This window comes from Blautia coccoides (assembly GCF_034355335.1).
GTDB lineage: Bacteria > Bacillota > Clostridia > Lachnospirales > Lachnospiraceae > Blautia > Blautia producta.
This window is the reverse complement of the sequence record NZ_CP136422.1, coordinates 1,685,184-1,711,477: the sequence shown is the minus strand read 5'-3', so window position 1 is coordinate 1,711,477 and position 26,294 is coordinate 1,685,184. Positions and strand designations below refer to the sequence as shown.

The window sequence follows — 26,294 nt, the reverse complement described above, 5'->3', positions numbered from 1 at the left end:
TCACTTCCCCTTATTTACTAATAAGCGTTTTTGTTTACAAAGCCCTTAAACACCGTGAGAAACAGTATCTTTATGTCAAGTCCGATGGTCCAGTTTTCAATGTAGTACAGATCATACTCAATTCGTTTACGGATAGAAGTGTTTCCTCTGTATCCGTTCACCTGAGCCCATCCTGTAAGTCCTGGGCGTACCTGATGTTTGATCATATATCTGGGAATCTCCTCCCGGAACTTCTCCACAAAAAAGGGGCGCTCCGGTCTGGGACCAACCAGGCTCATCTCTCCGCGCAGTACATTGAAAAGCTGAGGCAGTTCGTCAATACTTGTTCTTCTCATGAATTTGCCGAAATTGGTGACCCTCGGGTCATCCTTAACGGTCCAGGCTTTTTTCTCCTCTTCAGGCGGCTGTACATCCATGGAGCGGAATTTGTACATCATAAAATTCCTGTTGTGCAGACCCACCCTCTCCTGCTTATAAATAAGCGGCCCGGGAGATGTGATTTTTATCATGATCACCGAGAAAAGCATAATCGGTGAAAATAATACAATTGCGGCCAGTGCACCTCCGAAATCCATAATGCGCTTGATCAGAGCATTAAAGGTATTGGAAAGGGGCACATATCGGATATTGATGACCGGCAGGCCCAGAATATCCTCTGTGTAAGGCTTTGTAGGGATGATACGGTTATAATCCGGTATAAACTTCGTGTGCACACCTGATTTTTCACAGAGCGCAACAATCTGTTCCAGACGGTAATATTCATTCAGCCCGAGAGTTATAGCGATCTCATCCAAATGGTTCTGCGGAAGGATCACCATTAAGTTTGCTATCCTCCCCAGCACTTTGATTCCCTTATACTCTGTACCGGCTTCAATATGGTCATCCAGAATCCCTCTCACCTTGTATCCCCACTGGGGATTGGCAAGTATACGGTCTATATATTCCTCTGCTGCACGGCTGTAGCCCACCAAAAGCACATGCTTCTGATTATATCCCTTGGAGCGCATCTGACGCAGTCCCAGGCGTATGAGGTTTCTGGACACTGTCTCCAGAATAATATTGACCACGTAAAAAATAAAGATGACATGGCGGGAAAAGTCTATCTGTTTGACCAGATATAAGGCCCCGACAAACAGGAACATCCCAATGGTATTGGCCTTGATGATATTGGAAAGCTCCAGCCTTCTTCCCTGCATACGCTTAGGCGTATACATATTAAACGCATAATTTAATATCAAATATCCGGGCACAATGAACAGCAGCGCCGACATGTAGACCCGGAAAGGTAATCTTCCTTCATTGTCGTTCAGGAAAGGTACATAAAACTTAATGACCCACGCCAGAAAATAAGAGAGTGCAATCACAAAAGCATCGATCACCACCTGCAGACGGTTGAAATGCTTTTGGTTCTCTTTTATCAAGGTTTATCACCTTCTCTTCTTAATAATTCGCAGCCATCTACACTTTACTGTATCAGCTGGCTACGATAATTCTAACTAATAATACTATAAATCTTACGAAAAGGCAACAAAACATTTTCTGAAGACTCCTTAAGAAGGCAAAAAAAGGGCGTTTTGCAGATTTTTTTACCACAAAATGCCCTTTTTCTATGTAACATTATCCCATATTTTTGTTAAATATTTACAATTTTCCCACGATTTCCCTGCAGATTTCTTCTGCGCTTTTTTTGTCCGTATCCACAATAAAATCTGCGGCTGCCATATATTTTTCTCTGCGCTTTTCCATAAGCGAACTGATGTACTCCACAGTCTTGTTGCCCTCAATGACAGGACGTTCATGGCTGTCCTTTACCCTCTCCAGGATCACCTCCGGTGAGGCTGATAAAAGTGCCACTCTGCCGTTCTTTTTCATCTCCGCAACATTGCGCTCCCGCATGGGCACACCGCCTCCGCAGGATATGACTACATTTTTTCTGTTCTGCAGCTCTATCAGAAGTTCTGTCTCCAGATCACGGAAGTATTCCTCCCCCCGTGACTCAAATATCTCCGGTATGCTCATATTCTCCCGCTGGGATATAAGCTGATCCATCTCCACCACTTCCAGGCCATACATATCACTCAGTGTGCGGGCAATTGTGGATTTCCCCGCTCCCATAAATCCGATCAGGACAATATTACAGCCAAAATCTCGCTTGTCTCTCATGCTGTTCCCCTGTTTCTCTTTCTAGACCCTCTGCGCATCAGCCAGAAGGCACTGAACCGTTACTGGACTTTATTATAGCAGAAACAGGAAAAATAGCAATTATTTTTTCATCAGACCGCAAACAGGTCGTTGAACGCCTCACTCATGGTAGGATGCGTATAGATCTGATCACGCAGCACCTGATACGGAGCGCCCAGATCCATGGCCAGTTTTATGGTATTTATCATCTCATAGGACTCCTCACAAAGAAGCATTGCTCCCAGGATCTGTCCTGTCTCTTCCTGGATCACTGCCTTCAACATTCCCTGAGGGTTCTTCAAAACCTGTGCTTTTGGAATGGCTGCCGCGGGAAGTTTTGCAATTTTCACCGGAATGCCTGCTTTTTTTGCCTCCGTCTCACTCATTCCCACACGGGAATAAGACGGGGAGATAAATACGCTGTAGGGAACCGCCTTTCTCTTTGAAAGGGCATAGCTGCCGCCGTTCATCAAAGACCATATAATTCTGAAATCATCTAAGGAAGTATAGGTAAACTGCAGGCCCCCGTGTACATCTCCCATGGCCCAGATATTGTCAGCCGTGGTCTTCAGCTCATCGTCCACCACTACCGCGCCTCTCCTGTTCAGCTCAACCCCTGCCCGCTCCGGGCGCAGGCCCTCTGTGTTTGGTTTTCTTCCTGTTGCGATCAGCACGGCATCTGCCTCCAGGATTTCCTCCTGTCCCTTGAATGTCAGTTTTATCCGGGCATGCCCGTCTGCCCGGACAATCTCCTGGATCTGTGCTCCCAGTTTGAATGTCACGCCGCGGTTTTCCAGTACACCCTGAATGGCCTCCGCTACATCTCTGTCTTCTCTTGGGATCAGCACTTCCCCGTCCTGCAGGACCGTTACTTTTGTCCCAAAACCGGAATACATAGAAGAAAATTCAAGTCCGATATAACCGCCGCCCACGATCACCAACTGCTTTGGATATTCTCTCAGATCCATCAGTTCCGCGCTGGTGTATACATAGGGATTGCCTTCCAGACCTTTGATGGGCGGGATCACAGGAGTTCCTCCTGTATTGATAAAAATTTTTTCTCCTTCAATTTCAAGAGTTTCCTCAGACGTCTTTATTTCCACAACCGTGTTGGAGACAAAAGACGCGGTTCCATTGTATACATCCACATTGGCCAGGTCATCCAATTTTTTGAAATTCTTTTCCCTTAACATGGAAGTGAGCCGTCTCTTTTCATCTATAGCCGCCTCATAATCCGCAGCCCTCTCTTCCAGGGAAGCGTCTTTCTTATTAAATGCAAGTCCGGAGCTTCTGACCAGAGATTTTGACGGGATACAGCCCACATTGATACAGGTTCCGCCGTACATACCCGCATCTTTCTCGATCATTGCCACCTTTTTCCCCTGTCCTGCCAGCTTACCCGCCAGTGTCTTGCCGCCCTTGCCGAAACCGATAATCACCGCATCGTATTTTTTCATTTTCCTTTCCCCTTCTTTCCTTGGAAAATCTTTCTGTCTATATCCTCTATTGTGATCTGACTCAATTTTTCTCTGCACACTTCATTGAGCTGTCCGTAAATGTCATCCATGATATCCGCCATTCCCGAGGCCACCATGCAGTCCATATCAGGATTGCCGGACTTCCAGGAAGGGCACACTGCCTCTGTCTCCAATGCGTCATAGATCATGGCAAGGTTCACATCTGCCGCCTCCATGGAAGTGTGATACCCTCCATTTTGTCCCTCTTTTGTTGCAATGAGATCCTTCTTTTTCAGTTTTGCCATAACCTTTCTGATACGTGCAGGATTGGTACAGACATTCTTGGCCAGCTCCTCACTGGCCAGAGTCTCCTGCTTATGGTTCAGATAAACCAGCGCATGTACTGCAATTGCAAATTCACTTGTCATTTTTCTCACCCTCACTCCTGTTCTTTTTTATACTTGTGCATATAGCGCCCCGTTTACAGCTCCTGATACAGTCGCCGCAGCGGATACACTCTCTGCTGTTGGGATTTTCCCATACACGGATATCCATCCTGCAGGCTCTCTGACAGCTTCCGCACTGATTGCACTTGGTCTCATCCACCTGATATCTGTACAGGGCAATGGGATTAAAGAGACCATAAATCGCTCCCAGAGGACATAAATACTTACAGAACGGCCTGTATACCATAATGGAAAGAAGTACCACCACTGCCAGTATTGCAGCCTTCCAGGCAAACAGAAAACCGACGGCCCCTTGCAGGTCATTATTTAAAAGTACCAGGGGAATTCCTGCTGTCAAGGTTCCGCTGGGACAGATAAACTGACAGAACCAGGGACTTCCCTGTCCGATGATATCCACATAGAACATAGGCAGCAGTATGACAAACACCACTAAGATCACATATTTCAGCCATACTAACAGCTTATGCCCCGGCAGGTTCTTCCTCTTTCGGAAAAATGGGATCTTGTAAAGCAAATCCTGTATAAGCCCGAAGGGGCACAGCCACCCGCACACAAATCTTCCGATCAGGGAACCGATAAAGATCAAAAAACCAATGATGTAAAAGGAAAACCGGTAATTCCGGCTCCCCAGCACTGCCTGCAGAGAACCAATGGGGCAGGCCCCAAGCGCTCCCGGACAGGAGTAACAGTTAAGTCCCGGCACACACAGTGCCTTGGTGGGCCCTTTATATATTTTTCCTTTGATAAATCCTAAAACATAGCCATTTGTCAGAGCAGTGAATCCCACCTGCACTATGAGCCGCAGCCTGTTTTTCATCTTCTGCAAGATATCAGCCAATTCCTATACACTCCAAACATATATTGATCGCTTTTGTAAGTACCGTATCTGCCTCTCCCCGGCTCACTCCAAAAATTATGAAAGCTGCCGCCGTAACGAGAAGCAGAGTTCTGATCACTGCCGCTCTTCTATTACTCATTCTGCACCTTCTCAAGCATTTCGTCAATAACTGCTGTCCACTGCTTCTTACTCTTTGCCCCCGGATAAGTATCGCCTACCTGATTGCCGTCCTTATCCAGAAAGATGGTTGTGGGCACTACCTGCGCGTTTTTCAGGATCCTGTACTGCATATTTGCATCCTTGGGAATCACCAGGTGCGTGTAGTCCGCCTCTGTTTTCTTTACGATCTCAAGTGCCGTGTCATCTTCCGGCTGGCTCACATCGCTGATGATGCCTACCATCTGAAATCCTTTGTCTGCATATTCCCGGCTCAGTTCTCCAAGCTCCGGCATTTCCCTGATACATGGCCCGCAGAAGGTTCCCCAGATGTTCACCATAGTCAGATCTGCCTTTGCAAATATATCCTGGTCCACCTCCTCACCGTCCAGAGTTTTTGTCTTAAACTCCCCGAAGATCTCATTTTTCTCAGACGCTTCTGCTGTATTGTCTGCCTGGGCATCTGCCTGGGCATCTGCCTGCGCTGTCTCTGCCTGGCTGTTGTCCGTTCCAGTGTCCTGCTTTTTCTCTTCTTCTGCCTGCACGTTTTCTTCAGACGCATCCTTGCCTGCGCTTTTGGAAACTGCACTTTCCTCTTTCTGGCTTTCTGCGCTCTCCTCAGTCTGTGCCTTTGTCTTAGCTGTATCATCCTCTTTATTTCCACAACCTGCAAGTACCCCGGCCGCTACCACTGCTGTCACTGCCATTGCCGCCAAATACTGTCTCCGTCTTCTCATGGTATAACCTCCATATTGTTATTTTCATTGTTACAGTTCATACTGAAATTATATTAGTTACAGTTACAAATGTCAATAGGTTTTCTCCATAAATTTCATATTTATAAATCTTATGTGACCAGATCACATAATTTCTGTTTGATCTGGGTATTTTTCAGAGCTTTATTATCATAAGAAAGACGCAGGCTTCCATTTGGAAAAAAGGGATACTTTCACAGAACATGATAAGAGCTGCCGGGTGAAAATCTTTCATCTTCCACCCGGCAGCTCTCACAATATCACATTATTTTTCCGGAGAGATAATGTACTTCCCATTGGCCCTTATCTCCGGCCTGCTCAATACATCCTCCAATTCATTAAGCCCGCATACCTCATACACCATACTGCTCACATCCAGTCTTCCGGAATTGATCAGGTCCAAGGCCCTTCTCTGTGTATAAGGATTAATATAAGATGCCTTCAGCACCAGCTCCTTCTGGAAGATCTGAAATGGTTTCACTGCAATCTGTTCATCCGGCTTTGTCAGTCCAAACATCATCACAACTGCTTTATTCCCTGCTATGTCAATGGCCTGCTCAATTGTGGACGGACGTCCCACACATTCGATCACCACATTCACCCAGTTCATCCCGCATTCTGCCAGACGGCTTTTTACATCTTCTCTCATGGGGTCAATGCAGATATCAGCACCCAGCTTCTTTCCCACTTCTCTTTTATTTTCCACCGGCTCCAGAAGTGCCACCTTAGCTGCTCCGGCCAGCTTTGCAAGCTGAAGCATCAGAAGGCCGATCATTCCGCCTCCGATAACGACCACTTGGTGTCCGGGCTGGATCTCACACATGTCGATCCCATGAAGACAGCAGGCCACAGGTTCTGCCATAGCTCCCTGTTCAAAGGTGGTATTCTCTCCCAGAAGATATACCTGACGTTCATCTACCGAGCAATATTCTGCAAAACCGCCGTCCACGGTAGTTCCGTATCCTATCATATTCTCACAGTAGTGTGCAACCCCATTCCTGCACGGGTCACAGGCTCCGCAGTAACAGTTGGGGTCAATGCATACCCGGTCTCCCGGCTTGTAATTCTTCACCTGACTTCCCACTTCACTGATGATGCCGGCAAATTCATGCCCTAAAATAGTGGGCGGAGTCACTTCCGCAGCCCCCTTATCCCCCTCATAGATATGGACATCCGTTCCGCACACACCACATGCCTTAACCTGGATCAGTACATCATGGGGGCCCACAGCAGGCACCTCATGCTCTTCCACCCTCAGATCATGTTTTCCGTAAAATACCGCACTTCTCATATCCGAATCCTCCTGAACTATAAATTATCCAACTTATGATTATGTATTACGCATAAGTTCACTATATAGCAAAGGACAAACGATTACAATTGACAATAATGCCAATATTATATATAAATTTTTATTCATTTTGCTATATCTTTTGATTAGTAATTGTGTTTTTCTTTTCTGCATACTAAAATAGAATCAGCAAGACAGCGGGAGGAATTTTATGAAGACAACTGGAATGACCACAATGGAAATAAAAAAAATAAATAAAAGCAAAGTATATCATCTCATATATGACAGCAGGACCATCTCCAAGCAGGGAATTGCCTCTGCTCTGGAGATGGGTATGAACACTGTCACACAGAATCTGAAGCTTCTGGAAGAAGAGGGTATGATCGAGCGGAAGGGCTGCTTTGAGTCTACAGGAGGCAGAAAGGCCCGGGCGATCCGCATCCTGCCAACGGCGCGGATTTCTCTCGGCATTGAGATCCTCAGGAAAAGGCTTCATATTGCCGCTGTGGATCTGTACGGCAATATTCTGGAGCAGGAATCCTACACCATCCCTTTCCAGGTTTCCTCTGCCTACTGTGAACAGGTGGGGCAAAAGGTAAATGCTTTCACGGTAAAATACGCGTTTTCCCCAAGCCGGATCCTGGGGGCCGCAATCGCGATCCAGGGTCTGATCTCCACTGACGGCTCTTCGGTTAGCTATGGCAGGGTACTGGACCATACGGGTATGAAGCTTTCTGATTTTTCCCGCCATATTCCCTACCCCTGCCGTCTGGAGCACGACTCCAAGGCTGCCGGTTATCTGGAGACCTGGCATCAGGAAAAATTCCGTGATTCCATTGTTGTTCTGCTGAACCAGAATCTGGGCGGCGCCGTCATATTGGACGGAAAAGTACATAACGGCCTGGGTATGCACAGTGGTTCCATCGAACATATGTGCATCAATCCCGATGGTCCCCTCTGCTATTGCGGAGAACGGGGCTGTCTGGAAACCTACTGTTCCGCAGACAGCCTGGAGCATGCTGCCGGTACTGATATTCCCTCCTTTTTCGCGGAGCTGCGTCTCGGTAATCCTGCATTTTCTAAAATCTGGAAGGATTATCTGCGGCACCTGGCATTTGCAGTCTGCAGCCTGAATGTGGTGCTGGACTGCTATGTCATCATAAGCGGATATCTGGCCCCCTTTTTTCTCCCGGAGGATCTGGAACTGCTGACACAAATGATCACAGACATCTCACCCTTCAAACAGCAGAATGATTTTATCTTTTTGAGCAGTCACGGACAGCTTGCCCCACCTGTGGGCGCCGCCCTATACTATATTGATGAATTTCTGCACAACATGTAAAGAGGAACGGGAGCCGTCCGGTTGACTGCTCCCGTTCCTCTATTCAACTGTTTCCTCTATTCCTCATAAAAACAGACCTGGTTTTTCCCGCGTTTTTTTGCTTCATAGAGCGCCTTATCCGATTTCTGATAAAGCTCAGAAAAGGCTGTCCCGTCCCGGGGAACCAGCGCCACGCCTATACTGACGGACAATCTGCATCCGCCAAACCCTTCCGGCAGGCTGCTCTGGAAATTCACCATGAGCTGCCCGGTCTTCCTGGAAATTTTCTGGCGTTCATTGACATTTTTAATATATACCACAAACTCATCACCGCCCATACGCCCTATAAAATCATCCTGGCGGAACGTATTTTTCATACAGGCCGCAAAGAGCTGAAGCACCCTGTCCCCCTGGGGATGTCCCAGCGTATCGTTCACATTCTTAAAATTATCCAGATCCATGATCAGGAACGCTCCTGTATTACCGCTCTCCTCGATCATTTTGTCCATCTCCTGTTCCAAGGCCCTCTTATTTTTTAAACCGGTCAGAGAATCCCTGCCTGCGCTTTTGACAGCTTCTTTGAGCTGCTGCTTCTGATGGCTGATATCTATAAAGGCACACTGTACCACCAGGCTGCCCTCCTGTCTCTGCACATCAAAATTCCCATATGCCCATTTGTTCTGCTCATTCCTGCATTGTATGAGAAATTCTCTGGAGACCAGCCCTTCCCTGAGATTCAAAAACCACTCCCGGTCCTCCTCATCCAAAACCGGCTGAAGGGACGTACCATACTTTTTCCGGTACTCCTCAGCAGAATATTCCATAAACTGATAGAACCCATTGTTTGAATCCAGGATCGGCAGATCCCCTTCCAGGCGAAAACGCACTATGGCGCTGGGCACAGTCCGGTAAATAGAGCGGATATTTTCATACGCCTGTTTTATTTTTTTATGGGTTTTGCGGCGGCTGTTCAGCATTCCAAATGCCATCAGCCCCAGCACCAGAAGAACTGCGACGCAGTAAACCGCAGTGCCGTCAATGATGTCTTTTGTCTTGGCATCCACCACATTACAGGGGATCACCAAAAGCAGATACCAGTCATTGATCCCTACAGCCGTATATTCCAATATATACTCTTTGCCGCTTTTCTGATAACGGATATACCCATTTTCCTTTTCTTTCATGTGATCCGCAAACTCCCGGAGATCCTGTCTGCTGAACGCTCTGCCGATCACATTTTCCAGATCCTCCAGTATATTTTCTTTTGCGTTCCCCTGCTCTGAGTGCACTAAAACTTCGCCTGTGGAATCTGTGATATAGTTATATCCCTCTCCGTTAAAATATTGAATGGACATGAGATCTTCCAGCTCGTCCATGGTATACTGTCCCAGCACAACACCTTTCACCTCATTGTCACGATAAATAGGTACGCTGATCACCATCATTCTGCCGCTGTTGGTGCCGGTCACGCTTTCCACCGAACTCTCTCCCTGAACGGCCTTTTGGAAATATCCCCTGACCTTCACATTCCTCTGCTGTTCCATGCCGTTAAAATACATATTCCCGTCCAGATCCACCACAGCAAGCCTGGTAAAACGTGTAATCTTTGACTTTTGCTCCAGAATATCTAAAACTCTCTGGGAATTGACAGGCGTTGTCTGTCCTCCGATAGAATCGGCTATCCCTTCCAGATACAGATAGTCATTATTCACCCTCTCATTGATCAGCTTGATACTCTGCTGCGCAAGCTCCTGGGCATAGGCATTCGTTTCATTTTCCAGAATGTCATGAATATAAGCAGCATAGTAAAAGGATGCTCCTATTATGAAACCAATTGCAAAGATGAGAAGAACTGCTGTCATCCACCTCTTTTTTCTCTGCATAGTATTCCTTCTTCCCGATTTCCGGCTCTCTGCCTTTTCTATCTATTATATAGGAGCAGGGATGCCGCGTCAATTTGATAATGAATAAACTCCTTTACAGTTTCCCGGCAAGTCGATTATAATGAAAATATAGCGAAAAAGAGGAGGTACATTATGGAAAAAGCAAAAACCGTTTTGAAAGGCATTGGTATCCTTTTACTGATACTTGCAGGAATCTTACTGCTTCTTTTGGTTTTCCTGACAATACGGGAATACCGGCCAAAGGCGGAGGAGACTCTGACAGGCAGTTACAAAGACGGGGAACTCCTCTCCCTTAGCCGTCCATTCTCTGTCATGAGCTACAACACCGGCTATGCATCGCTGAGCAAGGACGAGGATTTTTTCATGGACGGCGGAAGCAAAGTTAAACCGGATTCCAAAGCTCTGGTAGAAGACAATCTGTCCGGTATCACAAACGTCCTAAAGGACAATCCCTCCGACATGTACTTTCTACAGGAGGTTGACATTAATTCCACTCGCTCTTACGGCATTGACCAGCGCACTGCCTACAGCGAAGCGCTGAATAAGAACAGCTTCTTTGCGTATAATTTCAAGTGCGATTTCGTACCTTATCCGCTTCCTCCCATTGGCCATGTGGAAAGCGGCCTGGTAACTTTAACGGATAACTATGTGACAGATGCTTCCAGAATTTCACTGCCGGAATCTTTCTCCTGGCCTGTTAAGACCTGTAACCTGAAGCGCTGTCTTCTGGTCACAAGGTTCCCGCTAAAGGATTCCTCCAACGAATTAGTGCTTATCAATTTCCATCTGGAGGCTTACGACAGCGGAGAGGGGAAAATAGCCCAGAGCAAAATGCTTGCAGATATACTTTCCCAAGAATATGAAAAAGGAAACTATGTCATTGCGGGAGGAGATTTTAACCAGACTTTCCAGGGCGTTGACAAATACCCTGTCACCAACAAGGAGGACTGGACCCCGGGTATCATCGGAGACAGTGACCTGCCCGATCACTTTTCCTTTGCCATTGACGATTCCTATCCCACCTGCCGTCTGCTGAATGCCCCTTACACAGGATCTTATGACACCTCTCAGGTATATGTCATTGACGGTTTCATCGTGTCTGACAACCTGGCAGTCAGAAGTGTAAATGTCATTGATGTGGGATTTGAACATACAGACCACCAGCCCGTGCGCCTGGAGGTTGCATTTAAGTAAGTATACTGATTTGAAGGATTCCCGCATAGAGTATCTACAGAAGATATTCTGTGAAAAGGAGTCTTTACATGAAAGAGATCAGCCATATCAAATTACAAAACAAGGGAGACTTCATAGTGCGCCCCGGCTTTGTCTATGTGGACTGCCGGGGCAGCCGGATCTATGAGAAGGGACGCACCATGCTCGCCACCGGTGCTTCCGCCACCATAAGCCTTAAGGATCACGGAATACCGGAAGGCTCCTGCATAACCTTTTATGCGGAAATTCCGCAGGGGCCTGACCGGGAGGCCCATCAGATATTTGTATACTCGGAATCCTGCCGGAATACAGCCAGCTATGTCATCAGCGGCACAGCGGCTGACAGTACCTTGGGTTTTATCTCTGATACACTCTGAGCCTTCTGTACACAGAATGGACAGCAAAAAATCAGGTATCGTCTGATACCTGATTTTTTGCTGCAGAAGAGACCCCCAGGCCTTCACACACAGGCGCGGGATTCCTGCGGGCAGTATTTCTGCCTGTCCGGTAGCATTCCCCGAAAAATAATGTTATATTATTGACTGAAGAACATGCATGATATATAGAGAAAATAATTACGGAGGAAAATATTGTGGGAAGTGAAATGGAATTACAGCAGGTGATCTACCATATTTTTGTGACACAGATAGAATTCGGCACCTATCGCTTAGGTGACCGTCTGCCGACAATAGAGGAGGCGGGCCAACTGCTGTTCGTTTCCCCGGACACTGTCCGTTCCGCCTATTTACGTCTGAAAAAGGAAGGGTATATCACACTTTCCAAACACATCGGAGCTGCCGTTGCCGTTCAATTTAACGAACAGGAGATCAGCAGTCACATACTGTCTTATTTTGCATTGAGAAAAAATGCCATGCTTGATCTGAGTCTCTCCATGAAGCCGCTTTTTGCCCATATCCAATGTGTCTGTCTAAAAAATGCCGGACCAAAATTATTGGATCAGATCGAGTCCATCACATCGCAGCAGGACTGCCTTGCCTCTTACTCCTTGATACAGTATATGCTGCACATCTACGGTTCCCTGAAAAATGATCTCCTCATGCGCCTGGTCTGGCAGGTATTCATGTTTTTTCAGGCTCCTTTTCTCAGCGTTCCACAAAATATAAAGCACTTTAAGTGGAAGGACAGCCCTCTGCTGCACACGCTCCAACTATGCCGGGAACAAAATTGGCCTTCGCTCCGGACTTCCGTGGAAGCCTTTCAGGACCGCCTGGCATCTGTATTATACGATTTCTATGAAAATAATATAGACTCCGGGGAACCCGTAACCCAAACAGCCTTCCATTGGAACAGTTATAAAAAAGCCTCCCAGCTCTGTTATACCCTTGGCATGGAAATATTGACGGATATCAACAGGGGCCGATATACTCCCGGAAGCTTTTTGCCCTCCCTGGAAAAAATGGCAAAAGAAAAGCAGGTCTCAGTCAGCACCATACGGCGCACCCTTTCCCTGCTCAACAGTATCGGGGTCACAAAGTCCGTAAACGGGCACGGCACCAAAATACTGCATAAGAATGAAATTTCAGAAAACTGCGACCTGACTCAGCCTGCTGTCAGGAGACGCCTTTCGGATTATGCACAGAGCCTCCAGATCCTCTTTTTATCATGCAGGGAAGTTTCAAAAATCACTGTGGAATCCCTGGATCAGGAGGCAAGGCTTCAGTTTATAAAGCGGCTGACTTTGCTGCGACGCCTTCAGAGATATGAACTGGCTGTCTACGGCATTCTGGAACTGCTCACACACTTTGCACCGCTGCAGGCCATCCGAATCGTATACGGTGAATTGTTTCGGCAGCTTTTGTGGGGGTATCCACTGCGGAGCATAAAGGAAGACAGCGAAGAATCAAAAAAAATCTGCCTTGCCTCCCTTGATCATTTTCTGGAATGTCTCAGCCGTTCCGATTGGGAGGAATTTTCCGCCAAACTGGAAGAACTGCTCCAATCTGAACTGGCCTTTACCGCAGAACAGCTCACCGCCATGGGAATCCGGTCATTCCATCCATTTATTTAACACATCAAGCAGCCTTTTTATTTCAATGGGCTTTGCGATATGGTCATTCATTCCCTTGCTGCGGGCTTTTGCCACATCCGCGGTAAATGCATCTGCTGTCAATGCTATGATCGGCACTGTTCCGGCGTCGCACCGGTTCAGTGACCGAATGGCAGTGGTCGCGTCGTAGCCATTCATGACCGGCATCTGTATGTCCATCAGGACCGCATTATATTCACCTATGGCGGAAGCTTCAAACGCTTCCACAGCACGCTGTCCGTTTTCCACTGCGTCTACAAGGATATTCTGCATCTGAAGCAGTTCCACTGCTATCTCACGGTTCATATCATTGTCCTCTGCCAGCAGGATCTTTTTACAGTCCATCCGGGTATGTATATTCTCCTCCTGCACATTTCTTTCATCACCACTGTCAGATGAGAGGAATACATGGAGGACCTGCAGCATTTTTGATTTAAAGAGAGGCTTTGTGATAAACGCATCTGCCCCTGCCTGCAAAAATTCATCCTCTATTTCAGAGTAATCATAAGCTGAGACGATTATGATTGGCACATCCGTATCCAGCTTTTCACGGATGGCTCTCACAGTCTCCAGTCCATCCATCTCCGGCATCTTCCAGTCCAGTATAACAGCAAAATAGTCATCCTTCTCTTCGTGAGCCTTTACAATAAGATGGACGGCTTCCCTTCCGGACATGACCCAGTGTCCGCGCATTCCCAGTTCATCAAGCAGTGCCGCTGCGCTTTCACATGTGATCCTGTCATCATCAACAACCAACACCGGCAGCCCGGCCAGTTCATCGCCATATTCCTCTTTTTCCAGACAGAGTTCCAAGGGGACAGAAACTGTAAATCTGCTGCCTTTACCCGGCTCACTCTGTACATCAATGGAACCGTTCATCATTCTGACAATATTCTCCGTAATGGTCATGCCCAAACCTGTTCCCTGTAGTTTGCTGATACGGGGGTCTTCTGCCCTGGTAAAAGGTTCAAATATGCGGGGTATAAATTCCTCTGATATCCCTATGCCGCTGTCGATACAGATAAATTCATACTGGCTTTTGCCGGGAGACGGTGAATACAGTTCATTGATACGCAGTATAATTCGTCCCTGTTCAGGGGTATATTTGATGGCATTTGATAAAAGATTCATCAATATCTGCTGCAGACGGTCACCGTCAGCAACTACATTCTCATGCCGTACCTGACCGATACTGATCTGGAATTCCAGCTTTTTTTCTATGACCAGAGGACGGCATATATCTGTTATGTTCTGGATCATATCCGGAAGATTGACTTTTTCCGGATTCAGATCTATTTTTCCGCTTTCAATCTTTGACATGTCGAGGACTTCGTTGATCAGACTGAGCAGATGGCGGCTGGAAGTGCCGATCTTGTTCAGACAATCGCGTATCTTTTCCGGTGAATCAATATTAGACTGGGCAATTGCCGCCATTCCCATAATGGCATTCATGGGTGTCCGGATATCATGTGACATGGACGAGAGAAAATTGGTCTTAGCCATACTTGCTACATGGGCTGCCTGATAGGCTTCTTCCAGGGCAACGCGCTGCCTCTGCTGCTCCTCCCGCTCACTGGTCATGTCAATCCCTACACTGTAAAAGGATGGAATACCATCCCAACTGTCCTCACCGTTTACAAAACTAAAGGTCACGGTCAGGATCTTGGTCCTGCCGCTGCGGGTGATGATACGGGCCTCAATACTGGTATCCTTCCCGTTTTTTCTGGAATCCTCCATAACCCTGAGCGTGCGTTCCTGATCGTCCGGGTGTATATAGTCACATCTGGAATGCAGTTCAGATTCAAACTGCTCCTTTGTATACTCAATGATCTCCAAAAAACCTCCGCCATACCAGAGAACCTTTTTCATGTCCTCTGCGTCCATGCGGGCAAATCCGCCGGGAATGGTCCTGACGATGGCTTCCTTTTCCCGGTCCTTTTTGGCCAGGTTATATTCCATGCTGTAGTTATCATGGGAAAGCTCCAGGCGTGCCCTGCGCCCTTCCCAATTGACAATACGGTCTTTGATCAGGAATGTGCGTTCCAGTACAGGATTATAAAATTCCCACTCATAAAATTCATCTTCCGTCAAAAGGTGGTTTGTACAAAAGGGACAAGGGCTGGTCCTTCCCTGTATCACCTCATAACATTTCTTTCCTGCCGCCTGCTCAAACTTTCGGCCCAGTGTTTCACAGGAAGATGGATTCAGGTAGAGAAGCTCGTAGGTCTCCATATCGGAGAGATAGGCATTTCCCTCGTATTCATCCAACATCCATTTAAAATAATCGGCCTTTTCCTCCAGATCGTGACAGCTCCCATTCCCGGGGCCTGGCAGCCTGCTGCCCTCACCGGATGGCTCCCTGCCTTTATCAGTTACTGTACGGTCCGTATTTCTTCCACATTCCATGCCTTTCTCCTTCAGCAATATAATCCATTTATATCTGTAACAACAGCTCTGACTTAAAATTCCTGCTTGTTCACATACCTATTTTGTATTATATCATAAATGAAGGAAATAGCAACGGTTAAGAAACCGGCTTCATTTCTATCCTCATGAACATCATAAGAAAACGGAGCAGTACATAACCGATGATCATTGTTGTAAGAAAGGTCTGGAAACCTGCAAGCTGTGTCACGGCATTACCTAGAGCCTCCTGCCCTCCTGCGGTGAGAAACGCTCCCATTTTTGAAGATGCCACGATTCCGATCGCCATGGGGAATGTCATTCCGGCAAATCCCGGGGCAAAGGGAAATGAAAAAAACGCAGGCAGCTTGATGATAATAAACAGCAGAGAGGCAAGTACGCAGAGATAAAGGAGGGTGACTAGTAAACGGTTGGGGTTTTCCAGTATATTCAGCACACTCACCACACAGAGACTGCAGGGTGCCAGCAGGACAGCCATGGTATGATAGACTGCCGGTTTTACTTCCACTTTCATAAGTCTCCATATCATAAAGGGGATCAGAAGTACATAGACCGCAATACCGTAATATGTGACCACAGTCAAAACTTTCCCGGCGTTCATGGCTGCCCCTGTCACGCAGCTTACCATGATACCATTGTAGGTAACAAACCAGCTTGGCACAAAAGTATTGATATCACGCTTCATAAGGATATTACGGACTGTAAACACAAGGATATGTACACTGTGGATGACAAGGCCTGCTCCCCAGATAAACTTTCCCCCAGAGAATCCCAATTCAAAAAAATAACTCCCCAGGATCATGGTGACCATGGAAAATCCCGCATAGAGGCTACCCGGCACCACTGCCTTATACTCCTCCAGGCATGTCTTTGGAAACCGGACAAGCTTGACAATGTAACAGATCAGGATTACTGCTGCTGTCCACATCATAAAATGTCTCAGCCAGCTATAGCCAAATCCCGCGTAAACATTACTCAGAGTCAGCGCGCCTACGAAAGTGGGCAGTATAGGCACAGGTAATTTTTCCAGTCTATTCATCGTTTGTGTCCTCCTGATAATAAAATTCAAAATTGTCGCTCACATGGAAAAAGTCAGAGTAATCTATCTCAAATAAAGGTTTCCTTACCTTTGACACGTCAATCCTTCTAGCTATAAGCTGCTGGAGAACTCCGCTGTAGGACAGATCCCCCTGGATAACAGCACCCAGGATACGTCCGTCCTTGTGGATGATCTTCTTATATCCGTCCTTTCCCTCCTGTGTCTCCACCAGCTCCGTCTCATCCTGAGGATCCGGCTGCCCCAGAGACATAGTGGGAATACCGAAGAAATTCATGGTAGACTTGCTGGCAAAGAAATCTGTCATCTTCCGCCTCACTCCTGCCATATTGCTGCCGGCAATAATGCCCTCCTTGACAGCCACAGGCCAGATCGGAGCTCTGCCGGATACATCTCCGGCTCCATAGATCCCCGGTACATTAGTCTCTCCGAATACATTGAACAGAAGGCCAAAGCGGTCTGTCTCCACCTGACATCCCTCCAGAAACTCCACATTGGCGCGCACACCGGCTGTCACAATAAGAAAATCACAGGGAATTCTGCTGCTGTCTGAGAGGGCAAGTTCTTTTATATTTCCCTCCCGGTCACAGAACACTTCCTGCACGCTAACGCCGTAATACTGTTTTACTCCCCTTTCCACCATAGCCGGTTCATAGACGGATGCCGCCTCTTTATCAAGCTGTCTGCACAGCAGATGGTCTGCCAGTTCCACCACCGTGGGCTTCACGTTGTTGTCAAGCAGGCCTGAAATTGTATCTAGTCCTACAAGCCCAGCACCCATGACCACCACATGTTTTGCTTTTGGCAGAATCTCCTTAATCCTGTCTATATCACTTAAGTTCCTGAATCCTATCACATTCCCTGCTTCTCTCATCCCCTTTACAGGAGGAATGAAGGTATGAGAGCCTGTCGCTATGAGAAGCCTGTCGAATCCAACGCTCTCTCCGTCCTTAAGAAGAACGGTGCGCTCTTCACAGTTTACAGAGACAGCCTCCCGGCCCCTCATAAATTGAATCCTGTATTTCTCCGTGTAATCAGGCTCCGTGAAGTTAAGCTGCTGTACAGTCCTGATGTTTCCCGGATAATGATGCAGGATACATCTGGAGTAAATGGTCTCATCCCCGGAGATCATCACGATCTCTCCGCCTTTATCCACCCTGCGGATTTCCTTTGCCGCATTGACGCCGGCTGCTGAGGAACCCAGAATCACATATTTCATAACCTATACCTCCTCAAACGTGATCGCCTGCATGGGACATTTTTCCACACACATAGGGGCGCCTTTTTTATCGCTGCTCCTGTGTATACACATATTGCACTTCATGATCTCCTTATGGTCATGACTGTCGCTTTTCAGAATGCCGAAGGGACATGACATGATACACATATAACAGCTCGCGCAGCGCTCCTTGTCATATTCCACATAGCCTGTCTCTGGATTCTTGCTCATAGCCCCTGTCATGCAGGTATATACACACTCCGGCCTCTCGCAGTGCCGGCAGAATATAGGTGCCGGCTTCGTCTCACTGTCGATCACCACACGGTTTCTGGCGTCTCCGCTGTCCGTCTCATGACTGACCACACAGGCGGTGACACAGGTCAGGCAGCCGATACATTTGCTGCGGTCTATTTTGATCCGATACATCTTCGTACCCCCTTATCTTTTTACAAAGCGGACTGCCGCTGATTTGTAGGATGGCTCTTTGGAATAGGAGTCATAAATGGAAGGTGTAAGCTTGTTGCACTCAATATAATGGATGGGCGCGTACAGTTCATCTTCCCTGACATTATCCGTGATCTTCACTGTAAAATCCGCATTCTGTCCGTTGGCAGAATACACACAGATCCTGTCATTTTCTTTTACACCGTGGCTTTTGGCAGTCTCCGGGTTCATGTACAGATATGCTTTTTTCAGAGAGACATCCTCTACAAATTTCACCTCTTTTGTCCGGCTCTGTGTGTGCCACTGCCCCACAGAACCGCGTCCCGTATTGAATACAAAGGGGAACTCTTCGGTTGTAGGCATGGGATTTTCCAGAGGCTTTTCAAATATAAACTGCGCTTTTTTAGAGGGTGTAAAGAACTGTCCGTCCTCATAAAGCCTTCTCTGGTCCTCCTGCAGTTTCTCTCCCTCTCTGAAGGGCCATTGGATGCCGTGGGAATTCTCAAGCTCTTCCCACTTCACCCCCGTAATATCACAGGGCATTCCCCTGGAGCATTCCTTCATCAGCGCGAAGCAGTCCTTTGGTGTCTCCCAGCCTCTGAGCAGATTTCCCATACCGAGAGCCTTTCCCACGCCTAATATGGCTTCGTAGTCGGATATCTCATTTTCTTCTCTCGGCAGTACCTGACGCATGGCGGAAAGCCTTCTCTCCAGATTGATATACGTTCCCTCTTTTTTCATGCCGGACACCACCGGGAAGAACACAGTTGCGCCTTCTGCACTCTCGATCGTATCATAGATATCCTGCACCACATATAATTCCAGTTTTTTTACAGCCTGGGCAAAGGTTTCATTGTTGGTCCAACTGTGTCTCGGATTGGTGCAAAGGATCCACAGCCCTTTGATCTCTCCCGCATTGATGCCCTCAATGATCTGGTTATAGGTTTTAGTGGGCTTTTCTGCCAGCACGCTTTCCTCCACGCCCAGCGCTTTTGCAACTTTTGCTCTTCTGGCCGGGTCCGTGAAGTCACCGCCTGCGTAGAGAACTGCTGTATTGCTATAGGCACGGGAACCCATGGCATTGCACTGGCCTGTGATGGAATTGGCACCTGTTCCGGGACGCCCCATATTTCCTGTCATCAATGCCAGATTGATCACAGCCTGGGCTGTGCGTACAGCCTCATACCCCTGGTTCACGCCCATGGTCCACCAGAAGGATACGCGTTTTCCTGTGTGGATCAGTTCCACAAGCTCCAGGATCTGACCCTCCGACAGACCTGTCACCTCTGCTGCTCGGTTCAATGTGTAGTCTTTTACAAATGCTTTGAATTCCCGGAACCTTTCGGTGTGCGCTTCTATGTATTTTTTATCCAGATAATCCTTCTCGATCAGAAGATTGGCAATGGCATAATACAGATATAGATCGCTCTTATGTTTCAAACCGTACCAGTAATCCGCGTTTCTGGCACTCTCAGACTTTCTGGGGTCTATGACGATCAGTTTTTTGCTGTGATTCTCTTTGATCTTTCCCCATACAATCGGGTGTGTCACCACAGGGTTCGCCCCGATAAGTATGATGGTGTCAGACAGCTCCAGATCCTTCAGTGTATAGCCGGGGGCATCAAAGCCGTAGCTCTGCTTATGCGCCACTACCGCGGTAGCCATGCAGAGGCGGGTATTGCCGTCCACATTTGTCTTCAGATAGTTGCGCATCACATGGCCGAACAGGGCAAACTCTTCCATGGTAAGCTGCCCGGTGCTGATACCTGCCACACTCTCTGTTCCATATTTCTCCTGAAGCTCTCTAAGCTTGTCAGCTACGTACTGAAAGCCCTCCTCCCAAGGTACTTCCTTCATACTTCCGTCTGCCTGTCTGATCTTTGGAAGGGGGGATGGTTTTTTTACTGTAAGCTGTTTGTCCAGAGACAAGCCTTTGATGCAGCAGAATCCGTCATTGACCGGATAGCCTTTTGTTGGGACAACTTTCCTGATCCTGCCGTCCTCCACATAAAAATCCAGATTACAGTCTATGGCACAGTAATTGCAGGTGGATTGTATTTTCTTCATGACTTCCTCCTCTTTTTCCCTGAAATATCACGTAGTCATCCGTGTTTTCTTCTATTTAAAAGGATAACGCCATATACGCAAAAAAACCGTGACAAAAATCACGGTTTTCAGACAATTACTCTTCTTTAAAATATCGGTTCAGTGCGTCCGTATCCGGTATCACAAATGTGTTCCTGTCATAACGGACAAGCCCCTGCTCTACCAGGACTTTAAGCTGGCGGGACGCGGTCTCCCTTTTTGTGCCCAGCATATCCGCAAGCTGGGTTACCGTTAGTTTCAGGGAGATGCGAACACCGACCTCCTCCTTTTTCCCATAATCACGGGCCAGTTTCCACAGCTTGGCTGCCATTTTCTTTTCCCCTCTTGTGGCATTGGTGGTATTCTTAAGCTGCCGGTACAGCCTGCGCACTTTATGGGACTGGGAGGAAAAGAGAAAACGCATGAGTCTAGCATCTGTCTCCATCAACGCCAGAAGCTGCTTTCTGGGAATGGCCAGGATCCGGGCAGATTCCATGATCTCACAGCTCACAGGCTCCGGCAGATCCTGAAGCACTTCCTCATTCAGCAGACTCCCTTTGCCCAGAACAAAGATCACTTTCTTTTCTCCCATGGAATTCATCTTATATAACGCAGCCGTCCCGCTGACCACAGCATATACTGTGACGATTTCTTCCCTCTCCCGATACAGATGCTGCCCTTTTTTCATTTCCAGCAGCACACTGTAGCGGGCCAGATGTTCCCGGCTGGACTGCCGTATCCCATCCGCACCGAATATGATCCTAAGTGATTCCTCTATCTCCTTCACTCTCGCGCTCCCATCTCACTGCTTTCACTCATCTGTCTGTGAATTGTTTTTATAACTGCCTTTTGCGGTCCAATAAACACACAAGCTTACTTCTGACTTATTATATCGTAACAGATGACAAATATCTACAATAAATTTCAGGATACACGCAGGGATATCAGCTCTGTATATGTGGTATAGAAGTATCCGATCCCTACAAACAGCAACAGCAAAACACCCAGAAACAACATAAAATGATACTGATGTTCACTTCGCATAACACTCATTTTATAATTCATGCACCAGGTTTTCACAGATTCCATGCTGCCCAATATGAGAAGTGCAGCCTGTACGGCAGGAAACACAAAGATTTCCGTCTCCTGCCTCAGGACAAAATACGCAGGAATAGCAGCAATCACCGTCACAGCAAAAACGATCCATGCCTTTTTATTATTCTGAAATATCATATCACATTCTACCTCCACAGCCTTTTTTCGCATCTTATGACTGTTTTGGCAGAATGTCAATAGGCTCCTCACAATGTCCCTTTTTTCCTGCATGAAATATTGCTTTGCGATTGGCCGGATACCGGGACTCAGCCCGCGTTAAGGGAACGTCTTCTTCTCTCCAGCTCTTCATCCATATTTCCCCGCTCTTTATCCAGTCTGTAAAAACACATGACCACGCAGATGACCACGCAGAGCCCCATGGGAATCCAGATAAAACTGGCTTCAATATACGCAAGTGCCTTTGGTGTCTGCGCTGCATTTGCCACATATCCGCCTTGTTTCAGAAGAAGACCGATCACTGCGCTGGCAAGGCCCATGCTCGCTTTTACAAAAAAGCCCTGGAAAGCGGCGATAAGGCCTGAAACGCTTTTATTTTTTCTGTATTCAGAATAGTCGATCACATCAGGCTGAATGGCAAAAGTGGTTCCGAATATGCCGTAGATACCAAGCCCTGTCACTGCCAGGCCGATAATCAGACATACTGCGGAAGTCTTACCAAGGTATATGATCAAATCTCCCGCTATATAAATGATCACACTCAGAAACATAACATTTCGCTTTGACATCTTCTTCTCCAGATATGGAAGCACAAGAAGCATGGGAAGGCCCGAAAGGATTCCAAACAATCCCACAAAGGTCAGCCATTCCGTCTTCTGAAGATTATATGTAAAATAATAAATAACTGTAGTATTGCGTACCACATAGATGGCAAAATAGAGGAAATTTACTGCAAAGAAAATCACGCTCTGTCCTGTCAGCCCTTTTAAATCCTGAGCAAGCGAAGATTTCTCCCGCTTGACAGAGGGCGGCACCACTTCCTCCGTATTTAAAAATGTAACTACAAAAATAAGCATGGCTGCGATTCCGTAGATGGTCATAGTCACCAGATATCCCTTTTTGGCATTTCCTCTTCCAAAAAACTCCACAAGGGGTGAGGTGATGGTCATAACGATTGCTGTTCCGATCATGGCGCAGATCATACGGGAGGAAACCAGACAGTTTCTCTCATGTAAATCTGAAGTAAGCCGCGGAACAATGGTGTTAAGCGGAATGTTCACCACTGTATAAGCTGTACAGAGCAGACAATAGGTCACATAAGCCCAGACAATCTTTCCCGTCATATGTAAATCCGGCACAAAAAATGTCATGATAGTAAAGACAGCAAACGGAACTGCTCCCACGAGAAAATAAGGTCTTCCCTGTCCCCATTTTGTGTGGGTCCTGTCCACCAAAATCCCCATTCCCGTATCAGTCAGCGCGTCAATAAACTTTGTGACCAGCATCAGCGTACCCGCTACGGCCGCTGATATTCCAAACACATCTGTATAAAATATCATCAGATAAGACGCCATGGTACTGAATACCAGATTGCAGCCGAGATCCCCCACCCCGTATCCAATCCTTTTTTTCCACTTTGATGTCACAGCGCCATTCCCCTCTGACGGGATGTTCTGCAAACACTCTGCCTGCTCCATATTCCTTCCTCCTTAAATCTTTTTCTTCCTTCTTTTTTATCTTTTTTACATCTTATTTTCCATGACAGTCCCTATTCTGCCAGTTTTGTAAGCTGCTTCATATCTTCCTTCAAATTTTGATAGATAGAGTGATACAACCTGAAATATTCATTGTATTTTTCATGGTTCTTCTCATCCGGCATGATTTTTTCGCCCAGCACCTGCCATTTTTTCACTTTTTCATAGGACAGAATGCCTGTACCGATACCTGCCAGGATCACATCTCCCATATTCGCTTCCACATCCTGTTTTGGACAGACCACCGGATAGCCGGTCACATCAGCGAAAATCTGTCTCCACAGTTTTGATTTTGTCACCCCTCCGGCCAGGAGGATATACTCACCAAGCTCCTCTCCTGTGGCTTCCATGGCGTCTCTCAGGGAATAGGCAACCGCCTCCAGAAATGCCCGGTACAGATGACCCTTGGTGTGCGCCAGGGACAGCCCCACTACAGTACCTTTTGCGTCGGAATCCCAGACCGGACTTCTCTCCCCCATAAAATAAGGAAGAACAACCAGTCCGTCACTTCCCACCGATATCTTTTCCGCCTGATGGTTCAGAAGGTCATAGGCACTGCCTCTCCCCTCTGACTCCGCGCGCATCTCTTCCTCTGCAAAGGTATTCCTAAACCATTTTACTATAGCACCTGCTGTTGCTCCCCCGGCAAAGTAATAGGAAAGATTTTTCGCATCATACAGGTAGGGCCATACGATCAGCCCGTTTCCTTTTACCGGCTTATCAGAAATCAGCGCCGCGCACATGGAGGTTCCGATGGCCGCTGCGTAGATGCCGGATTCCAGCACACCCAATCCGATATTGGCAGCGCCGCAGTCAATGCCCCCTGCAATGACCGGCATTCCCTCCATAAGCCCCAGACTCTGTGCTGCCTCTTTTGTCAGGCCTCCTGCAATGTCTGTGGATTCCACAAGCTTCCTGGGCATCTTCTCCATGGGAATTCCCATAGCCTCCATCATTTCCTCTGACCAGGTTCTTGTGCGCATGTCGAAGATCCCGCCAATATTTCCGGCTGAAGAATAGTCAATGACAATCTGTCCTGTCAGATGATATATCACATAATCGTTGGGAGGAAGAAAGAGTTCTGTCTTTTCCCAGTTTTCCGGCTCATGATTCTTTATCCAGAGCATTTTTGTGTATCCATAGTAGGGATCAGCGCCATTCTGGGTGATATCCAGAAGTCTTTCTTCCCCCACATGTGACAGAACCCAGTCACTTTCCTCCTGTGCCCTTCTGTCCATCCAGATCAAACATGGGCGGACCGGCTGCATCTCCTTATCAAGAGGTATACCGGAACCTCCGTAGAGACCGCTGACAGCAAGACCGCTGATGTCCTCTTTTGCCACACCGGATTTATTCACTGTTTCCCTGATAGATACAAGTGCTGCGTCCAGCCACACCTGGGGCCACTGTTCTGCCCATAAGGGGCGGGGTGTCAGCACATCGTACTCCACCAGATGTTTTGCTATGAGATTCCCCTCTGTATCCATTAATATAGTTTTTGTACCGGATGTACCGATATCCGTACCTAATAAATATTTCATTACTGTTCTCCTTCAGCAGACATTTTTAGCTGGCTGTAACTGCTCAGTACCCGCAGATCTGCCGAGCAGCTGCAGCCGTTGGCTCTTTTTTAGAAACAGGTGAAAGCTCCATCCACAATGAAATCTGAACCAGTGGTAAAGCTGCTGGTATCTCCTGCCAGATATACCGCAATAGACTGCAGTTCTTCCGGACGTCCCATACGTCCCATAGGCGCCATGGCATTCCACTGTTCGATCAAAGGCTTCAGGCTTGGAGAGTTCAGTGTCAACTCTGTTCCCATGTATCCCGGGCTGATGCAGTTTACCCTGACACCGCGCTTTGCAAATTCAATGGCCATGGATTTTGTAAGCTGGACAACACCTGCCTTGGATGCGTTGTAGGAACACTGGGGCTGGGGTACATTTACAATGTGGGCTGACATGGAGGCTGTGTTGATTATGGAGCCGTGTCCCTGTTTCAGCATCTGTTTTGCCGCCGCCTGTGCAGTTAAGAAGACACCGCTTAAATTGATATCAATAACTTTTTTCCACTGCTCATAGGTCATCTCCTCACAGGGGATGTTCATGCAGATACCCGCATTGCAAAAGGCTGCATCCAGTCTGCCAAATGTACTCATGATCTCTTCCATCATGGCGTTGACTTCCTCCGGCTTTGTAACATCGGTCCTTATGGTGATGGTCTTCACACCGTTTTCTTTTGCGATACCGGCCGCAGTCTTTTCTGCCTCCTCAATATCCACATCCACAATTGCCACATCGCTGCCCGCTTCAGCAAGGGCGATGGCTATCTGCTTTCCAATACCTCTGGCACCTCCTGTTACAAAAGATACTTTTCCGTCCAGTCTCATTTTCTCGATAATACCCATAGTTTTTCTCCTTTTCTCTGTACTGCTCGTTTTTGTGATTTAATTTTGTAAAATCATTTTGTAAAATATATTTATATAATAATCCTCCCAGTTCATTTCGTCAATATGTATAACCATCCAAATATAAGGGGTGATTTTTATGAATTTCTACTAAAGGTGTTCTCTGAAAATTTGTGCTATACTCTATTGTATAAAGTTTTTTTATAAATCTCCTTTACAAAT

The 26,294-nt window shown here is 47.2% G+C and carries 23 protein-coding genes; 4 read left to right on the top strand and 19 right to left on the bottom strand.

Annotation, left to right across the window (positions count from 1 at the left end; all coding sequences use genetic code 11):
* Positions 1–17: 17 nt before the first annotated feature.
* The 8 genes from BLCOC_RS07455 to BLCOC_RS07420 form a co-directional block, all read right to left on the bottom strand.
* On the bottom strand, positions 18–1,421 hold the full coding sequence (locus BLCOC_RS07455) for an undecaprenyl-phosphate glucose phosphotransferase (RefSeq protein ID WP_115624895.1): 1,404 nt from the start codon (positions 1,419–1,421) through the stop codon (positions 18–20).
* A gap of 220 nt (positions 1,422–1,641) precedes the next feature.
* Positions 1,642–2,163: a shikimate kinase gene (locus tag BLCOC_RS07450; protein ID WP_029469982.1), complete on the bottom strand. Its 522-nt coding sequence runs from the start codon at positions 2,161–2,163 to the stop codon at positions 1,642–1,644.
* 110 nt (positions 2,164–2,273) lie between these two features.
* The gene (locus BLCOC_RS07445) at positions 2,274–3,638 is read right to left on the bottom strand and encodes an FAD-dependent oxidoreductase (protein WP_115624894.1); all 1,365 of its coding nucleotides are present in this window, start codon (positions 3,636–3,638) and stop codon (positions 2,274–2,276) included.
* Entirely contained in the window at positions 3,635–4,066 is a 432-nt protein-coding gene (locus BLCOC_RS07440; protein WP_018593794.1) for an RrF2 family transcriptional regulator, read from the bottom strand. Before BLCOC_RS07440 ends, BLCOC_RS07445 begins: the two co-directional genes overlap by 4 nt.
* Positions 4,056–4,922 carry a 4Fe-4S binding protein gene (locus BLCOC_RS07435; protein WP_044954190.1) on the bottom strand — a complete coding sequence of 289 codons (867 nt, stop codon included), beginning with the start codon at positions 4,920–4,922 and terminating at the stop codon, positions 4,056–4,058. The genes BLCOC_RS07440 and BLCOC_RS07435 overlap by 11 nt, the downstream gene beginning before the upstream one ends.
* A 13-nt stretch (positions 4,923–4,935) precedes the next feature.
* A complete protein-coding gene (locus BLCOC_RS07430; protein ID WP_018593796.1) occupies positions 4,936–5,082 on the bottom strand; it encodes a CD1871A family CXXC motif-containing protein in 147 nt (48 codons plus the stop codon).
* On the bottom strand, positions 5,075–5,836 hold the full coding sequence (locus BLCOC_RS07425; RefSeq protein WP_242999051.1) for a TlpA family protein disulfide reductase: 762 nt from the start codon (positions 5,834–5,836) through the stop codon (positions 5,075–5,077). The genes BLCOC_RS07430 and BLCOC_RS07425 overlap by 8 nt, the downstream gene beginning before the upstream one ends.
* A 283-nt stretch (positions 5,837–6,119) precedes the next feature.
* Positions 6,120–7,145 carry a zinc-dependent alcohol dehydrogenase family protein gene (locus BLCOC_RS07420; RefSeq protein ID WP_029469985.1) on the bottom strand — a complete coding sequence of 342 codons (1,026 nt, stop codon included), beginning with the start codon at positions 7,143–7,145 and terminating at the stop codon, positions 6,120–6,122.
* Between the two features lie 211 nt (positions 7,146–7,356).
* On the opposite strand from BLCOC_RS07420, the gene BLCOC_RS07415 reads away from it, so the two are divergent.
* Positions 7,357–8,487, top strand: a complete 1,131-nt coding sequence (locus BLCOC_RS07415; protein ID WP_115624893.1) for an ROK family transcriptional regulator — start codon at positions 7,357–7,359, stop codon at positions 8,485–8,487.
* Positions 8,488–8,543: 56 nt separating this feature from the next.
* On the opposite strand, the gene BLCOC_RS07410 is transcribed toward BLCOC_RS07415, so the two are convergent.
* Positions 8,544–10,349 (bottom strand): sensor domain-containing diguanylate cyclase, encoded by a 1,806-nt coding sequence (locus BLCOC_RS07410; protein ID WP_115624892.1) that lies wholly within the window; start codon positions 10,347–10,349, stop codon positions 8,544–8,546.
* Between the two features lie 153 nt (positions 10,350–10,502).
* Here BLCOC_RS07410 and BLCOC_RS07405 point away from each other — a divergent pair, with 153 nt between their 5' ends.
* From BLCOC_RS07405 to BLCOC_RS07395, 3 genes are all read left to right on the top strand, one after another.
* Positions 10,503–11,564, top strand: coding sequence for an endonuclease/exonuclease/phosphatase family protein (locus BLCOC_RS07405; RefSeq protein WP_115624891.1), 1,062 nt, complete (start codon positions 10,503–10,505; stop codon positions 11,562–11,564).
* 68 nt (positions 11,565–11,632) lie between these two features.
* Entirely contained in the window at positions 11,633–11,959 is a 327-nt protein-coding gene (locus tag BLCOC_RS07400; RefSeq protein WP_018593802.1) for a hypothetical protein, read from the top strand.
* Between the two features lie 215 nt (positions 11,960–12,174).
* Positions 12,175–13,611 carry a GntR family transcriptional regulator gene (locus tag BLCOC_RS07395; RefSeq protein ID WP_115624890.1) on the top strand — a complete coding sequence of 479 codons (1,437 nt, stop codon included), beginning with the start codon at positions 12,175–12,177 and terminating at the stop codon, positions 13,609–13,611.
* Here BLCOC_RS07395 and BLCOC_RS07390 read toward each other — a convergent pair.
* The 10 genes from BLCOC_RS07390 to BLCOC_RS07345 all read right to left on the bottom strand — a co-directional run bounded on the left by BLCOC_RS07390 (position 13,591) and on the right by BLCOC_RS07345 (position 26,072).
* A complete protein-coding gene (locus BLCOC_RS07390) occupies positions 13,591–16,035 on the bottom strand; it encodes a PAS domain-containing hybrid sensor histidine kinase/response regulator (protein ID WP_115624889.1) in 2,445 nt (814 codons plus the stop codon). The two genes, BLCOC_RS07395 and BLCOC_RS07390, sit on opposite strands and share 21 nt — an antisense overlap.
* Positions 16,036–16,153: 118 nt before the next feature.
* Positions 16,154–17,092 carry a TDT family transporter gene (locus tag BLCOC_RS07385; protein WP_115624888.1) on the bottom strand — a complete coding sequence of 313 codons (939 nt, stop codon included), beginning with the start codon at positions 17,090–17,092 and terminating at the stop codon, positions 16,154–16,156.
* Complete coding sequence (locus BLCOC_RS07380; RefSeq protein ID WP_115624887.1) at positions 17,085–18,329, bottom strand: NAD(P)/FAD-dependent oxidoreductase; 1,245 nt, start codon at positions 18,327–18,329, stop codon at positions 17,085–17,087. The genes BLCOC_RS07385 and BLCOC_RS07380 overlap by 8 nt, the downstream gene beginning before the upstream one ends.
* Positions 18,330–18,332: 3 nt before the next feature.
* Complete coding sequence (locus BLCOC_RS07375; RefSeq protein WP_115624886.1) at positions 18,333–18,755, bottom strand: 4Fe-4S dicluster domain-containing protein; 423 nt, start codon at positions 18,753–18,755, stop codon at positions 18,333–18,335.
* Positions 18,756–18,767: 12 nt separating this feature from the next.
* Positions 18,768–20,840 (bottom strand): molybdopterin oxidoreductase family protein, encoded by a 2,073-nt coding sequence (locus BLCOC_RS07370; RefSeq protein ID WP_115624885.1) that lies wholly within the window; start codon positions 20,838–20,840, stop codon positions 18,768–18,770.
* A 115-nt stretch (positions 20,841–20,955) separates the two neighbouring features.
* Complete coding sequence (locus BLCOC_RS07365) at positions 20,956–21,645, bottom strand: Crp/Fnr family transcriptional regulator (protein ID WP_115624884.1); 690 nt, start codon at positions 21,643–21,645, stop codon at positions 20,956–20,958.
* Between the two features lie 137 nt (positions 21,646–21,782).
* Entirely contained in the window at positions 21,783–22,091 is a 309-nt protein-coding gene (locus tag BLCOC_RS07360) for a hypothetical protein (RefSeq protein ID WP_131918323.1), read from the bottom strand.
* Positions 22,092–22,219: 128 nt separating this feature from the next.
* Positions 22,220–23,608 carry an MFS transporter gene (locus BLCOC_RS07355; RefSeq protein ID WP_115624883.1) on the bottom strand — a complete coding sequence of 463 codons (1,389 nt, stop codon included), beginning with the start codon at positions 23,606–23,608 and terminating at the stop codon, positions 22,220–22,222.
* A gap of 71 nt (positions 23,609–23,679) precedes the next feature.
* Positions 23,680–25,206: an FGGY-family carbohydrate kinase gene (locus BLCOC_RS07350; protein ID WP_115624882.1), complete on the bottom strand. Its 1,527-nt coding sequence runs from the start codon at positions 25,204–25,206 to the stop codon at positions 23,680–23,682.
* Between the two features lie 89 nt (positions 25,207–25,295).
* Positions 25,296–26,072 (bottom strand): SDR family oxidoreductase, encoded by a 777-nt coding sequence (locus tag BLCOC_RS07345; protein ID WP_115624881.1) that lies wholly within the window; start codon positions 26,070–26,072, stop codon positions 25,296–25,298.
* Positions 26,073–26,294: the final 222 nt, after the last annotated feature.